Origin of the sequence: Litorisediminicola beolgyonensis (assembly GCF_042679605.1) — a bacterium.
Lineage (GTDB): Bacteria > Pseudomonadota > Alphaproteobacteria > Rhodobacterales > Rhodobacteraceae > Litorisediminicola > Litorisediminicola beolgyonensis.
In genome coordinates, this window is sequence record NZ_JBHTMU010000012.1 from 43,878 (window position 1) to 58,864 (window position 14,987).

10 protein-coding genes are annotated in these 14,987 nt (G+C 65.7%); 7 read left to right on the forward strand and 3 right to left on the reverse strand.

The features are described from left to right. Positions 1–93 precede the first annotated feature (93 nt). The 3 genes from ACFQ4E_RS08690 to ACFQ4E_RS08700 are packed head-to-tail and all read right to left on the reverse strand — an operon-like array spanning position 94 to position 3,427. Positions 94–1,062 (reverse strand): glucokinase, encoded by a 969-nt coding sequence (locus ACFQ4E_RS08690; RefSeq protein WP_386802606.1) that lies wholly within the window; start codon positions 1,060–1,062, stop codon positions 94–96. Further along, positions 1,062–2,387 carry a GH1 family beta-glucosidase gene (locus tag ACFQ4E_RS08695; protein ID WP_386802608.1) on the reverse strand — a complete coding sequence of 442 codons (1,326 nt, stop codon included), beginning with the start codon at positions 2,385–2,387 and terminating at the stop codon, positions 1,062–1,064. Before ACFQ4E_RS08695 ends, ACFQ4E_RS08690 begins: the two co-directional genes overlap by 1 nt. Next, positions 2,384–3,427, reverse strand: a complete 1,044-nt coding sequence (locus tag ACFQ4E_RS08700; protein ID WP_386802610.1) for a LacI family DNA-binding transcriptional regulator — start codon at positions 3,425–3,427, stop codon at positions 2,384–2,386. Before ACFQ4E_RS08700 ends, ACFQ4E_RS08695 begins: the two co-directional genes overlap by 4 nt. Before the next feature lie 265 nt (positions 3,428–3,692). Between ACFQ4E_RS08700 and ACFQ4E_RS08705 the strand changes: the two genes are divergently transcribed. The 7 genes from ACFQ4E_RS08705 (at position 3,693) to guaB (ending at position 14,987) form a co-directional block, all read left to right on the forward strand. Continuing rightward, a complete protein-coding gene (locus ACFQ4E_RS08705; protein ID WP_386802612.1) occupies positions 3,693–5,048 on the forward strand; it encodes an ABC transporter substrate-binding protein in 1,356 nt (451 codons plus the stop codon). A 96-nt stretch (positions 5,049–5,144) separates the two neighbouring features. Beyond that, entirely contained in the window at positions 5,145–6,122 is a 978-nt protein-coding gene (locus ACFQ4E_RS08710; RefSeq protein ID WP_386802615.1) for a carbohydrate ABC transporter permease, read from the forward strand. A 14-nt stretch (positions 6,123–6,136) separates the two neighbouring features. Then, the gene (locus ACFQ4E_RS08715; RefSeq protein ID WP_386802617.1) at positions 6,137–7,405 is read left to right on the forward strand and encodes a carbohydrate ABC transporter permease; all 1,269 of its coding nucleotides are present in this window, start codon (positions 6,137–6,139) and stop codon (positions 7,403–7,405) included. Positions 7,406–7,412: 7 nt separating this feature from the next. Beyond that, on the forward strand, positions 7,413–9,068 hold the full coding sequence (locus tag ACFQ4E_RS08720) for an alpha-amylase family glycosyl hydrolase (protein WP_386802619.1): 1,656 nt from the start codon (positions 7,413–7,415) through the stop codon (positions 9,066–9,068). A 30-nt stretch (positions 9,069–9,098) separates the two neighbouring features. After that, a complete protein-coding gene (locus ACFQ4E_RS08725) occupies positions 9,099–10,190 on the forward strand; it encodes an ABC transporter ATP-binding protein (protein ID WP_386802621.1) in 1,092 nt (363 codons plus the stop codon). 185 nt (positions 10,191–10,375) lie between these two features. Then, complete coding sequence (gene uvrA / locus ACFQ4E_RS08730; protein WP_386802623.1) at positions 10,376–13,264, forward strand: excinuclease ABC subunit UvrA; 2,889 nt, start codon at positions 10,376–10,378, stop codon at positions 13,262–13,264. 274 nt (positions 13,265–13,538) lie between these two features. Next, positions 13,539–14,987, forward strand: coding sequence for an IMP dehydrogenase (gene guaB, locus ACFQ4E_RS08735; protein WP_386802625.1), 1,449 nt, complete (start codon positions 13,539–13,541; stop codon positions 14,985–14,987).

Below are 14,987 nucleotides of genomic sequence, written 5' to 3' on the forward strand. Positions count from 1 at the left end.
AGGCGGCGTTACCGCTATCAACAGCGCGCCCATGTGAATGGCAAGCGCGAATGACGGCGCCGCGCGCGGCTGTCGCAGCCCGGTGGCGCGAAATTAGGCAGCGTCTTCGCGCTGGCCCATCAATTCCGCGAGGTGGCAGGCGGAGCCGGTGAGGGCGGCATAGTCGTCGGCGACGAGGTGGACGGGAAACTGGCGCATGAACTCGGAGAACCGCCCCTTGTCGGTCAGGGCCTCTTCGAAGGTGCCCGATTTCAGATGAGGCTCGAAATGGCGCGCGACCCCGCCGCAGAGATAGATGCCGCCGAAGGGCAGGCTGACGAGCGCCAGATCTCCGACGAGACGCCCGAGCATGCGGGTGAAGATGCGCACCGCCTTGTCCGCGAGAGGATCGTCGCCGGTGCTCTCCATGATCGCGGCGGCGTCCTTCGGCGCGGCGCCCGCATCCTCGGCGAGCCAGGCGTAGATCCGCTCGAAGCCGCGGCCCGACAGGGCGTCCTCGATCCCGGGCTGGGGATGCTTCTGGGCGATCCAGTCGCGCAGCGCCCGGGTTTCGGCATCGGGCGTGGGCATGGTGATGTGACCTGATTCCGAGGGCGGCACCAGCGTCTGGCCGCCCAGCCGGTAGACCGGAGCGGCGTTGAGACCGGTGCCGACGCCGACAACGAGCTTCGCGGCCTGCGGACTTGCGGGCTGGCCGGGCAGGAGCGGGACCAGGCTTTCAGGTCCCAGCCGGTCGAGCGCATGGCCCTGCGCCTGCAGGTCGTTCAGCACCGCCACGGTGGTGGCACCCGAAGCCTCCGAGATCACCTTGCGGTCGATGGACCAGTTGAGATTGGTGAGCTTGCCGATGCCGTCGCGCACCGGGCCTGCCATCGCGACGCAGGCCGCCTCGGGCGACGCGCCGATCTCGGCCAGGTAATGCTCCAGCACTTCGCCCAGCCCCGACACCTCGGCATTGCGATAGCGCCGGATCGAGCCGGTCTCGATCTCGGCGCCGTGGGCCAGCGCAACGCGCGTATTGGTGCCGCCGATATCCGCGACAACCGCCGTCTGATCCGCCATCACGCTCTCCCCAATGCCGCTTTGATCGCGTGGTAGGAGGCTTTCGGCGTGCGTTCAAGGCTGTCGAAATCCACATGCACCAGTCCGAAGCGTTCCTTGTAGCCGAAGGACCATTCGTAATTGTCGAGAAGCGACCAGATGAAATAGCCCGAAACCGGCACGCCTTCGTCGATGGCGCGCAGAACCGCGTCGAGATGGGCCTCGATATAGGCGATGCGCTGCGGGTCCTCGATCGCGCCGTTCTCGATCGGATCATGCGCTGCCATGCCGTTCTCGGTGACGAAGATCGGCATGTCGCCGGTATAGTCCTGCGCGGTGCGCTTGAGGAAGCGGTAAAGGCCCTCGGGATAGACCTCCCAGCCCATCACCGTTTTCTCGAGGGGGCCTTCGACCGGCGTCAGACCAGGCCACGCTCCGCCCGAAGGCGCGAGGATCGCACGGGTGTAGTAATTGACGCCGCACCAGTCCATCGGCGCCTGGATCGTCGGGAAATCCTGTTCCCAGCCTTTCGGCAGATGTTTTTCGAGCCCGTCGAGGATGACCTGCGGGTAGCTGCCGCGGAAGACCCCGTCCATGAAGAAGCGGTTGTAGTAACCGTCATGGATCGCGGCGGCCTGCTGCGCCTTGGCGCCGCGCTCGGCCGGTTCGGCCCATTCGAGATTGAAGACCGCGCCGATATTGTCGATGCCCATCGCGCGGAGCGCCTGGGCCGCGGTGCCGTGGGCCAGAAGGCAGTGATGCATCGCCCTTGCGGTGGCGCGAATGTCCCGTAACCCCGGCGCCTGCGCGCCCAGGAAATGGCTCAGCCAGGTGACGCAGAAGAACTCGTTGATCGTGGCCGTCGACCAGACCCGGTCGCCGATGCGGCCCATGATCACCTCGGCATAATCGGCGAACCACTTGGCGACGTCGGGATTGGTCCAGCCGCCGAGATCCGAGAGCGCCGAGGGCAGTTCCCAGTGATAGAGCGTCAGCGCCGGTTTCACGCCGCGCTCGCATATCGCGTCGACAAGACGGTCGTAGAAATCGAGCCCTTCTTCGTTGGGCTGGCCCTTGCCCTCGGGCAGGACCCGCGCCCAGGAGGTCGAGAAGCGATAGGCGTCGAAGCCCGCGCCCGCGACAAGGTCCATGTCCTCTTCGTATCGGTGGTAATGATCGCAGGCGACGCGCCCGTCCTCGGCCCGGACCACGTTGCCGGGGGTCGCGGCATAGGTGTCCCAATGGGTCGAGCCTGCGCCGCCGAAGCCGTGCCCCTCGATCTGATACGAGGAGGTCGCGGTGCCGAAGGTGAAGCCGTCGGGGAAATCGGCGCGGCGGTGTTTCATACAACGGGTCCTTCCAGGGCGGGGGCCGGTCCGGTCGAGCGGCCGATGATCAGGTCGGCCTCGAGCAGTTCCTGTACCGGTCCGGTCTCGGGATCTGCAATGAGGCTCAGAAGCATTTCCGCGGCGCGCTTGCCGTGCTCGCGGACCGAGGAGCGCGTGGCGGTGAAGACCGGGACGGCGGCGCGGTTGCGCAGGTAGCCCAGGTCGTCATCATGGGTGACGAGGCTGATGTCGCGGCCGAGGGTCAGCCCGGTCTCGTCGAGGGCGTGCCGGACGCCGATGGCGGTGATCACCGACGAGGTCAGCACGGCCGTGGGCGGGGCATCCATCCCCCGCATCTTGCGCATCGCCGAATAACCGAGCTCCTCGGTCATCTCGCCCTGGACCATCAGCTCGGGGTTCGGCGCGATCCCGGCCTCCTCGAGCGCGGCGAGGTATCCCTCGCGGCGGCGCCAGGCGAAATCCATTGTCTCGAGTCCGTTGATCAGCGCGATGCGGCGATGGCCGAGCTCGATCAGAAGCTGGGTCGCGCGCTTGAAGGCGCGGCGGTTGTTCATGTCGATCCAGGAGTAGGGCGCGTCCATGTCGCTGGCACGGCCATGGACCACGAAGGGCAGGCCGAGCTCGCTCAGAAGGTCGATCCGGTGATCGGTGCGGTGGGGCCCGTGCAGGATCAGCCCGTCGACATTGCCCTTGGCGCGGATGTCGCGGTAGCGGGCCTCCTGCGCGCCGTCCTCGACCATCGAGAGCGTCAGGTCGTAGCCGGCGGCGGTGTAGACCTCGGAGGCGCCCGAGATGAAATCGGCGAAGACCGGGTTCACCATCTCATGGGCCTTCGAGACGGGAATCACGTGCCCGATGGACATGGCCCGCCCGGTGGCGAGCCCCTTGGCGCGGGCGTTCGGGATATAGCCGACCTCGCGGGCGACGGACACGATGCGCCGCCGTGTTTCTTCGCGCACCTCGGGATAGCCGTTGAGCGCGCGGCTCACCGTCGTCTGGCTGAGGCCGAGATGTTCCGAGAGTTGCTTGAGATTCACCGCTGCTTGCGTCCCCTGTGGCCCAAAGCGCTTTCAATTATTGATTTGGATACTGCATGCGGCTCCGCGAGGAAAGGGGCAAGTGGTGCAGGGCTTCGCCGCGCTGCGGCAATGAAATTCTGGCTTTGCAAGAGTGATCCGATTGACATGTGGCGAAGAACCAGACAGGTTCGCGGCACCCAAAGCGCTTTGGATTGCGTGCGGGCGAAATTTTACTTGCGGGGGCCGTTGCAAATCCCGTGAGATGAAACCGGGAGGAATTCACATGAAAAACACACTCTTTACGACCGCCGCGGTGCTCGCCGTCAGCGCGACCGGCGTGCTTGCCGCCGAGCATTTGCAGATCACCGAGGGCGAGGGGCCGTTCAACTGGGACAGCTACACCGCCTTTGCCGACGCGCATGACCTGAGCGGCGAGACCATCGAGATCACCGGCCCCTGGACCGGCAACGAGAAAGAGAAAGTCGACATCGTCTTCGACTTCTTCGAGAAGGCCACCGGCGCGACCGTGAACTACTCGGGCTCGGACAGCTTCGAGCAGGACATCGTGATCGCCGCGCGCTCGGGCTCGGCCCCGAACCTCGCGGTCTTCCCGCAGCCCGGCCTTGCCGCCGACATGGCGAGCCAGGGTCTTCTGACCGCGCTGCCCGAGGGCACCTCGGACTGGGTGCGCGACAATTTCGCGGCCGGCCAGTCCTGGGTCGATCTCGGCACCTATGCGGGCGAGGACGGGACCGAGGCGCTCTACGGCATGTTCTACCGCGTCGACCTGAAATCGCTCGTCTGGTACTCGCCGACCGCCTTCGACGAGGCAGGTTACGACATCCCCGAGACGATGGAAGAGCTGAAGGAACTGACACAGGAGATCTTCGACGACGGCGGCACGCCGTGGTGCATCGGCCTCGGATCCGGTGCGGCGACCGGCTGGCCCGCGACCGACTGGGTCGAGGACATGATGCTGCGCACGCAGGACCCGTCGGTCTATGACCAGTGGGTGACGAACGAGCTGCCCTTCACCGATCCGGCCGTCATCGGCGCGATCGAGGAGTTCGGCTGGTTCGCCCGCAACGACGATTTCGTGCAGGGCGGCGCGGCCAACGTGGCCACCACCGACTTCCGCGACAGCCCGGCGGGCCTCTTCGCGATCCCGCCCGAGTGCTACATGCACCGTCAGGCCTCCTTCATCCCGGCCTTCTTCCCGGATGGCACCGAGCTCGGCCAGGACGTGGACTTCTTCTACTTCCCGGCCTTCGAGGAAAAGGACCTGGGCAGCCCGGTTCTGGGGGCTGGCACGCTCTTCGGCATCACCAACCCCTCCGAGGGTGCGACCGCGGTGCTGGAATACCTGAAGACCCCGATCGCGCATGAGCTCTGGATGGCGCAGGACGGCTTCCTGACGGCGCATGCGGGCGTCAATCTCGAGGCCTATGCCACCGACACCCAGCGCGCGATGGGCGAGATCCTCCAGGATGCCTCGACCTTCCGCTTCGACGCCTCGGACCTGATGCCGTCGGAGATCGGCGCGGGCGCCTTCTGGAGCGGCATGGTCGACTACGTCACCGGCGCGTCCGCCGAGGACGTCACCCAGACCATCCAGGACCGCTGGGACTCGATCCAGTAATCGCCTGACAGACAGTTTCGCCGCCCGGAGACCCTCCGGGCGGCGGCAAGACCGTCGCGGGTTCCAGCCGCGCGCGTCCCAGGGGGAGGGCCGACCATGTCACCGATCATTCAGGGCATCATCACCATCATCATCGGCGTCGGCGGATGCGTGGGATATTTCTTCCTGTCGAACATGATCCTCGACAAGGTGATCTTCCCGCCCCGCGACGACGACCACGGGCGCAACATCAACCGCGCCACGATGGTCCGGCCCTGGCTCTTCCTCTTTCCGGCGATGTTCGCGCTCGGGCTCTACCTCGTCTACCCGGTGGTCGGCTCGTTCTGGCGCTCGCTCTACAACCGCTCGGGCGACACGTTCATCGGGCTCGGCAACTACACCCAGATGTTCTCGGAAGAGGGCTTCCGCACCGCGTTTTTCAACAACGTGCTCTGGGCGCTCTTCGTGCCCGCCGCGGCGACGTTCCTGGGCCTTCTCGTGGCGCAGCTCACCGACCGGCTGAAATGGGGCAACATCGCGAAATCGCTGATCTTCATGCCGATGGCGATCTCTTTCGTCGGCGCCTCGCTGATCTGGAAGTTTGTCTACGCCAACGACCCCGATATCGGCATCATCAACGCGCTGCGCGACGTGATCGGGCTCGGGCCCATCGACCCGCTGCAGATCCCGTTCTGGAACAACTTCTTCCTGATGGTGATCCTCGTCTGGATCCAGACCGGCTTTGCCATGGTGATCCTCTCGGCGGCGCTGCGCGGCATCCCCGAAGAGACCATCGAGGCCGCGATCATCGACGGGGCGAACCCGTTCCAGATCTTCTTCAAGATCAAGGTCCCGCAGATCATGGGCACGATCGTCGTGGTGTGGACCACGATCACCATCCTCGTGCTGAAGGTCTTCGACATCGTCTATGCGATGACGGGGGGCAATTTCGATACCGAGATCCTGCCGAGTTACATGATGGATTACATGTTCCGCGATGACGGCCGGGCGACCGCCGTGGCCTTCGTGATCATGATCATCGTGCTGCCGGTGATGGTCTGGAACATCCGCCAGGCGCGGAAAGAAATGCGCTGAGGGAGGGCAGGGACATGGACAATATCGCAGGACAGAAATCGGGCCTTTCCATCGTCACCAACCTGAGCGTGATCGCTCTGGTGCTGATCTGGCTGATCCCGACCGTGGGCCTTCTGGTCTCGTCGTTCCGGGAGCGCGAACAGATCTCGGAATCCGGCTGGTGGAGCGCGATGTTCCCGGTCGAGCAGGCCTATCGCATCAACCCTTCGGCCGCCGATGCGCGGCCCGATGGCGACATCTTCGTGCTCGAGGGCAATGTCTTCTCCTCGCCCGATGTCGCGGGTTCCGGCACGGTCTCGGGCTTCGGGATCGCCGCCACCGCGCCGGGCGCGGCGGAGCCGGGCACGGTCTATGCCCGCTACCGCATCGACGTGCGCGAGGAAGACGGCAAGATCGACGACACCCGCATCGAGGTCCAGCATCCCCTGGGCGAGGCGGCAAGCTTCCCCGAGACCGACGAGGACGGCAACGAGATCATCCCCGGCACCGAGGTCTTCGACCGATCACTCAGCATCGCGGCCAATGGCGATTTCGTCTATCGCGACGCGGACGAGATCAGCCGCGACCCGTCCGTCTACATCACCGCCGAGACGCCGCCCGAGTTCACCTTGCAGAACTACGAGCAGATCCTGACCTCGGACAACATGGACCGGGCCTTCATCAACACGCTGACGGTGACGATCCCGGCCACGATCATCCCGATCCTCGTCGCGGCCTTCGCGGCCTATGCGCTCGCCTGGATGGATTTCGCGGGCAGGGGGTTCCTGATCGCGATGGTGGTGGGTCTTCTGGTGGTGCCCTTGCAGCTCGCGCTCGTGCCACTCCTGCAACTGCACAACGCGGTCGGGATCGGACAGAGTTTCCTCGGGATATGGCTGGCGCATACGGCCTTCGGCATGCCGCTCGCGATCTATCTCTTGCGCAACTACATGGTCGGACTGCCACGCGACATCATCGAGAGCGCCAAGGTCGACGGGGCCACGGATTTCCAGGTCTTCACCAAGATCGTCCTGCCCTTGTCCTTCCCGGCGCTGGCGAGCTTCGCGATCTTCCAGTTCCTCTGGACCTGGAACGACCTTCTCGTGGCCAAGGTGTTCCTGCCGTCCAACTCGGAGAGCTGGGTGATGACGGTCAAGATCGCCGACGACCTTCTGGGCTCGCGCGGCGGCGACTGGGGCATCCTGGCGGCCGCGGCCTTCATCTCCATCGCGGTTCCGCTTTTCGTGTTCTTCGCGATGCAACGCTATCTCGTGCGCGGCCTTCTGGCCGGCTCGGTCAAGTGAGACGATCATGAACAAGACGGCCAAGCGTCCCGTTCCGGCGGGGCTCGACAAACACGCCGACTGGTGGCGCGGCGCGGTGATCTACCAGATCTATCCGCGGAGCTTCCAGGACAGCAACGGCGACGGCGTCGGCGACCTTCTGGGCATCGCCCGGAGGCTCGAGCATGTCGCCTCGCTCGGCGTGGACGCGATCTGGATCTCGCCCTTCTTCAAGTCGCCGATGCGCGATTTCGGCTATGACGTGTCGGATTACTGCGATGTCGACCCGATGTTCGGCACGCTGGGTGATTTCGACACGGTGATCGCCGAGGCGCACCGGCTGGGCCTGAAGGTGCTGATCGACCTCGTGCTGTCGCATACTTCGATCGACCATCCCTGGTTCGTCGAGAGCCGCCAGTCCAAGGACAATCCCAGGTCCAACTGGTATGTCTGGGCCGATGCCAAGCCCGACGGCACGCCGCCCAATAACTGGCTGTCGATCTTCGGTGGCTCGTCCTGGCAATGGGATCCGGGCCGCTGCCAGTATTACCTGCACAATTTCCTGGCCGAGCAGCCCGACCTGAACTTTCACGAACCCGAGGTGCAGAAGACGCTTCTGGACACCGCCGAGTTCTGGCTCGACCGCGGCGTCGACGGCTTCCGGCTCGATACGATCAACTTCTATGTCCATGACAAGGAGTTGCGCGACAACCCGGCCCTGCCGCCCGAAGAGCGCAACCCGATCACCGCGCCCGCGGTGAACCCCTATACCTGGCAGAACCATCTCTACGACAAGACCCAGCCCGAGAATCTTCTGTTCCTGAAGAAGCTCCGCACGCTGATGAACCGCTACAACGCCGCCGCGGTCGGCGAGATCGGCGAGGACCAGCGCGGGCTCGAGGTGCTGGGCGAATATACCGGCGGCTCGGACTACATCCACATGAGCTACGCCTTCGAGCTTTTGTCCGACAAGATGCCGACCGCGGCTTACGTCAAGAAAGTCTTCGACATGGTCGAGGACAAGGCCGCGCAGGGCTGGCCCTGCTGGGCGTTCTCGAACCACGACGTGCCGCGGCATATCTCGCGCTGGAACCTGCCCGAAAACGGCGCCCGCGCCTTCACCACGCTGATGATGTGCCTCAAGGGCTCGTGCTGCCTCTACCAGGGCGAGGAGTTGGGCCTGAACGAGGCCGAGGTCGCCTTCGAGGATCTGCAGGACCCCTATGGCAAGCGGTTCTGGCCGGCCTTCAAGGGCCGCGACGGCTGCCGGACGCCGATGGTCTGGGATGGCGATGCCTATAATGGTGGCTTCTCCGAGGTCCGGCCCTGGCTTCCGGTCAGCCACCAGCATCTGCACCGCGCGGTCAACGAGCAGGATGCCGATCCGGGCGCGATCCTGCAGCATTACCGCCGCGCCATCGCCTTCCGTCACGCCCACCCGGCGCTGATGCAGGGCGACCAGGAGCGGATGCAGGCTTCGGGCACCATCGTCAGCTTCCGCCGGAGCCTCGGCGGCGACACGATCTTCTGCGCCTTCAACCTGAGCGGAGAACCCGGCGCCATCGACGCGCCCGAGGGCCGCTGGACGGTGATCGGGCAGGAACTGGGCAGCACCGGCCCCGCGCCGGACGGGCGGCTCCATCTGGGGCCCTGGCAGCCGGCCTTGATGGTCCGCGCGGGCTGAGACGAACGACTAGGGGAAGGACGAGGACATATGGCGAACCTGAAACTGACCGATGTCGAGAAGACCTACGGGGGCACGGTCAACGTGCTCAACGACATCAATCTCGACATCAAGCAGGGCGAACTGATCGTGTTCGTCGGTCCTTCGGGCTGCGGGAAGTCGACGCTTCTGCGGATGATCGCGGGGCTCGAGCAGATCACCGGCGGCACGCTCGAGATCGACGGGCAGATCGTCAACGACGTGCCGCCCGCGCAGCGCGGCATCGCGATGGTGTTCCAGAGCTACGCGCTCTATCCGCACATGACGGTGCGCGACAACATGAGCTTCGCGCTGAAGATCGCCAAGAAGAGCCAGTCCGAGATCGACGAGGCGGTGAACCGCGCCGCTAAGATGCTGCAGCTCGAACCCTATCTCGACCGCCTGCCCAAGGCGCTCTCGGGCGGTCAGCGCCAGCGCGTCGCCATCGGCCGCTCCATCGTGCGCGACCCCAAGGTCTATCTCTTCGACGAGCCGCTCTCGAATCTCGACGCGGCGCTGCGGGTGGCGACCCGGATCGAGATCGCGCAGCTCAAGGAGAAGATGCCGAACTCGACGATGATCTACGTGACCCATGACCAGGTCGAGGCGATGACGCTGGCGACCCGGATCGTGGTGCTGGCCAACAAGGGCATCGCGCAGGTCGGCTCGCCGCTGGAGCTCTACGAGACGCCCAACAGCGAGTTCGTGGCGCAGTTCATCGGCTCTCCGGCGATGAACCTTTTGCCCGGCACGATCACCGAGACCGGCGAACGCACGGTGGTGAAGATGGACCATGACGGCGGCACCGCGGTGTCGCTCTATCCGACGACCGAGGCCGACAAGGGGCTCAAGGTCAATGTCGGCGTCCGGCCCGAGGATCTGGTCGAGGCGGCGGGGGACGAGTATCTCTACGAGGGCCGGGTGGACATCATCGAGGCGCTCGGCGAGGTGACGCTGCTCTATTTCGAGGCCGACAAGGGCGAGCCGGTGATCGGCAAGCTGCCCGGCATCCATAAGGACCTGCGCGGCAAGACCGTGAAGCTCGGCGCCGAGCCGGAGAAGGTGCATCTCTTCCATGACGGGGTCTCGCTGAAATACCGCTGATCGGTCGTTCTGCCCCGAATTCCGAACCGGAATTCGCGCGGAAACCGGTCCGGTTTCCGCCACCGCCCGCGACGCGGTGCCGCAGAACCGGGCAAGCCCGGTCACGTTTCCCTTTCGTTCTCTTTTCGCTCTTGGAGGAACCGGGCCGATCCCCTATCTGTTGACCATTCGTGAGCGGGGGTATCATGGCCGAGCTGAAGAAGATCGAGGTGCGCGGCGCGCGCGAGCACAACCTCAAGTCCATCGATGTCGACATCCCCCGCGACGAGCTGGTGGTGATCACCGGCCTGTCGGGCTCGGGCAAGTCGTCCCTGGCCTTCGACACGATCTATGCAGAGGGGCAGCGCCGCTATGTCGAGTCGCTTAGCGCCTATGCGCGGCAGTTCCTCGACATGATGGAAAAGCCCGATGTCGACCATATCTCGGGCCTCTCGCCCGCGATCTCCATCGAGCAGAAGACCACCTCGAAAAACCCGCGCTCGACCGTCGGCACCGTCACCGAGATCTACGACTATCTCCGCCTGCTCTTCGCCCGGGCCGGCACCCCCTACAGTCCCGCGACCGGCAAACCCATCGAGGCGCAGCAGGTGCAGGACATGGTCGACCGCGTGATGGAGATGGAGGAGGGCACGCGCGGCTATCTCCTCGCGCCCATCGTGCGCGACCGCAAGGGCGAGTATCGCAAGGAATTCCTGGAGCTGCGCAAGCAGGGCTTCCAGCGCGTCAAGGTCGACGGCCAGTTCTACGAGCTCGACGAGCCGCCGACGCTCGACAAGAAGTTCCGCCACGACATCGACGTCGTGGTCGACCGGATCGTCGTCCGCGAAGGGCTCGAGACCCGCCTCGCCGACAGTTTCCGCACCGCGCTCGATCTCGCCTCCGGCATCGCCATCCTCGAAACCGCCCCGCGCGACGATGAGGGCGAGCCCGAGCGCATCACCTTCTCGGAGAACTTCGCCTGTCCGGTCTCGGGCTTCACCATCCCCGAGATCGAGCCGCGGCTCTTCTCGTTCAACGCGCCCTTCGGGGCCTGCCCGGATTGCGACGGTCTCGGCGTCGAGCTCTTCTTCGACGAGCGCCTCGTCGTGCCCGACCAGAACCTCAAGATCGGCGACGGCGCCATCGCGCCCTGGCGCAAGGGCAAGTCGCCCTATTTCACCCAGACCATCCAGTCGCTCGCGCGCCATTACGAGTTCAAAGCCGCGACCAAGTGGAAGGACCTACCGGCCCATATCCAGCAGGTGTTCCTCTACGGCTCCGGCGACGAGGAGATCCCCTTCCGCTACGACGAAGGCGGCCGCGTCTACAATGTCTCGCGCAGCTTCGAGGGCGTGATCCCGAACATGGAGCGCCGCTACCGCGAAACCGATTCCAGCTGGGTCCGCGAAGAGTTCGAGCGCTACCAGAACAACCGCTCCTGCGGCACCTGCGGCGGCTACCGCCTGCGGGAAGAGGCGCTGGCGGTCAAGATCGGCCCGGCCAAGGGCGCGCCCGAAGACCGGCTCCATATCGGCCAGATCGTCGAGATGTCGATCCGCGAAGCCTATGCCTGGACGCAATCCGTGCCCGACAGCCTGTCGGCACAGAAGAACGAGATCGCGCGCGCCATCCTCAAGGAGATCCGCGAGCGGCTGGGCTTTCTGAACAATGTTGGTCTCGAATACCTGACCATGTCGCGCAACGCGGGCACGCTGTCCGGTGGCGAGAGCCAACGGATCCGGCTGGCGAGCCAGATCGGCTCGGGCCTGACCGGCGTGCTCTACGTGCTCGACGAGCCCTCGATCGGTCTCCACCAGCGCGACAACGACCGGCTGATCGGCACGCTCAAGAACCTCCGCGACCAGGGCAACACGGTGATCGTCGTCGAACATGACGAGGACATGATCCGCCAGTCCGATTACGTCTTCGACATCGGCCCCGGCGCGGGCGTCCATGGCGGCCAGGTGGTCAGCCACGGCACGCCCGAGGAGATCGCAGCGGACACGAACTCGGTGACCGGACAGTATCTTGCGGGCACGCGCGAGATCGCCGTGCCCACGACCCGCCGCAAGGGCAACAAGAAGAAGATCACCGTGGTCAAGGCCAGCGGCAACAACCTCCACGATGTCACCGCCGAGTTCCCGCTGGGCAAGTTCGTCTGCGTGACTGGCGTCTCGGGCGGCGGCAAGTCGACCCTGACCATCGAGACCTTGTTCAAGACCGCCTCGATGAGGCTGAACGGCGCGCGGCAGACGCCCGCGCCCTGCGAGACGATCAAGGGGCTCGAGCATCTCGACAAGGTGATCGACATCGACCAGCGCCCGATCGGACGCACGCCGCGCTCGAACCCGGCCACCTATACCGGCGCCTTCACGCCGATCCGCGACTGGTTCGCGGGCCTCCCCGAAGCCAAGGCGCGCGGCTACAAGCCCGGCCGCTTCAGCTTCAACGTCAAGGGCGGCCGCTGCGAGGCCTGCCAGGGTGACGGCGTCATCAAGATCGAGATGCATTTCCTGCCGGATGTCTACGTGACCTGCGAGACCTGCAAGGGCGCGCGCTACAACCGCGAGACGCTGGAGATCCGGTTCAAGGGGAAGAGCATCGCCGATGTGCTCGACATGACGGTCGAGGATGCGCAGGAGTTCTTCGCCGCCGTGCCCTCGATCCGCGAGAAGATGGATGCGCTGATGCGCGTGGGTCTCGGCTATATCAAGGTCGGCCAGCAGGCGACGACCCTCTCGGGCGGCGAGGCGCAGCGGGTGAAGCTCTCGAAGGAGCTTGCCAAGCGCTCCACGGGGCGCACGCTCTACATCCTCGACGAGCCGACGACGGGCCTGCATTTCGAAGACGTGCGCAAGCTTCTCGAAGTGCTGCACGAGCTGGTGGAGCAGGGCAATTCCGTCGTGGTGATCGAGCACAATCTCGACGTCATCAAGACCGCCGACTGGCTCATCGATATCGGCCCCGAAGGCGGCGATGGCGGCGGCCGGATCGTCGCCACGGGAACGCCCGAGGATGTGGCCGAGGTCGCGGAAAGCCATACCGGCCGCTACCTCGCGCCCATGCTCCGCGCGCGCCCCGTCGCCGCCGAATAACACCCCGATGTCACCCGGCGCGTCCCACCTCGACGCGCCGGGCGACCCCGCACAGAGTTTCATCTGTCCGGAAATATCCCGGAGAGCGCGAGAGGCAGCGCCTCTCGCATCGCGCAGCGATCCAAGGCGCATCCGCTCACAAGATCACCCACGTCTGACGCAGCGACAGACCGCCACAGCCCGCGCGCGCCGCATTTCCCCGAACCGGTCTTTCCAATCCCGCTCACCCATGCGATAGGGACGCGCCAACCGAACCGCTCCCGAGGAGACCCCCATGGAGATTCGCGAGGCGCTGACCTTCGACGACGTGCTACTGGTTCCCGCCGAATCCGGCGTGCTCCCGTCGACCGCGGACACGCGGACCCGGGTCACACGGTCCATCGCGCTGAACATCCCGCTTCTGTCCTCGGCCATGGACACCGTCACCGAGGCGCGGATGGCGATCACCATGGCGCAGGCCGGCGGGATCGGCGTGATCCACAAGAACCTCTCGGTCGAAGAGCAGGCCCGCGAGGTCCGCCGCGTCAAGCGCTTCGAGAGCGGCATCGTCTACAACCCGGTCACCCTGACACCGAACCAGACGCTCGCCGATGCCAAGGCGTTGACCGAGCGCTACGGCTTCACCGGCTTCCCGGTGGTGGATGAAAGCGGGCGCGTGGTGGGGATCGTGACCAACCGCGATATGCGCTTCGCCCAGAAGGACGAGACCCCGGTCGCGCGGATGATGACCTCCGACAATCTCGCCATCCTGCGCGAGCCCGCCGACCGCGACCAGGCCATCGACCTGATGCGCGAGCGGCGGATCGAGAAGCTCCTCATCACCGATGCCAGCGGCAAGCTCACCGGTCTCCTGACGCTCAAGGACACCGAGAAGGCCGTGCTCAACCCCACCGCCTGCAAGGACCGGCTTGGGCGTCTGCGTGTCGCCGCCGCCACCTCGGTCGGCGATTCCGGGTTCGAGCGCACCGAGGCGCTCTTAGATGCGGGCGTCGACATCGTCGTGGTCGACACCGCCCATGGTCATTCCCGCGGCGTGCTGGAGGCGGTGACCCGCGCCAAGCGGCTCTCGAACGAGCTGCAGGTGATCGCCGGGAACGTCGCCACCGCCGAGGCCACCCGCGCGCTCATCGACGCGGGCGCCGATGCGGTCAAGGTCGGCATCGGCCCGGGCTCGATCTGCACCACGCGCATGGTCGCGGGCGTCGGCATGCCGCAGCTCACCGCGATCATGGATTGCGCCTCGGCCGCGGGCGACACGCCGGTGATCGCCGATGGCGGCATCAAGTTCTCCGGCGATTTCGCCAAGGCCATCGCCGCGGGCGCGTCCTGCGCCATGGTCGGCAGCATGATCGCCGGAACCGATGAAAGCCCGGGCGAGGTGATCCTCTACCAGGGCCGCTCCTTCAAGGCCTATCGCGGCATGGGCTCGCTCGGCGCCATGGCTCGCGGCTCGGCCGACCGGTATTTCCAGAAGGACGCCGCCTCGGACAAGCTCGTGCCCGAAGGGATCGAGGGGCAGGTGCCCTATAAGGGTGCGGCCGGCGCGGTGATCCATCAGCTCGTGGGCGGCCTCCGTGCCGCGATGGGCTATACCGGCTGCGCCACCGTCGACGAGATGCGTGCCAACTGCCAGTTCGTGAAGATCACCGGGGCGGGCCTGCGCGAAAGCCATGTCCACGACGTGCAGATCACCCGCGAAAGCCCGAACTACCGGATCGGATGA

Bases quoted from the DNA above. Each gene is read 5' to 3' on its own strand.
- ACFQ4E_RS08690 (WP_386802606.1), bottom strand. From the start codon at position 1,062: ATGGCGGATCAGACGGCGGTTGTCGCGGATATCGGCGGCACCAATACG.
- ACFQ4E_RS08695 (WP_386802608.1), bottom strand. From the start codon at position 2,387: ATGAAACACCGCCGCGCCGATTTCCCCGACGGCTTCACCTTCGGCACC.
- ACFQ4E_RS08705 (WP_386802612.1), top strand. From the start codon at position 3,693: ATGAAAAACACACTCTTTACGACCGCCGCGGTGCTCGCCGTCAGCGCG.
- ACFQ4E_RS08710 (WP_386802615.1), top strand. From the start codon at position 5,145: ATGTCACCGATCATTCAGGGCATCATCACCATCATCATCGGCGTCGGC.
- ACFQ4E_RS08715 (WP_386802617.1), top strand. From the start codon at position 6,137: ATGGACAATATCGCAGGACAGAAATCGGGCCTTTCCATCGTCACCAAC.
- ACFQ4E_RS08720 (WP_386802619.1), top strand. From the start codon at position 7,413: ATGAACAAGACGGCCAAGCGTCCCGTTCCGGCGGGGCTCGACAAACAC.
- ACFQ4E_RS08725 (WP_386802621.1), top strand. From the start codon at position 9,099: ATGGCGAACCTGAAACTGACCGATGTCGAGAAGACCTACGGGGGCACG.
- uvrA (WP_386802623.1), top strand. From the start codon at position 10,376: ATGGCCGAGCTGAAGAAGATCGAGGTGCGCGGCGCGCGCGAGCACAAC.
- guaB (WP_386802625.1), top strand. From the start codon at position 13,539: ATGGAGATTCGCGAGGCGCTGACCTTCGACGACGTGCTACTGGTTCCC.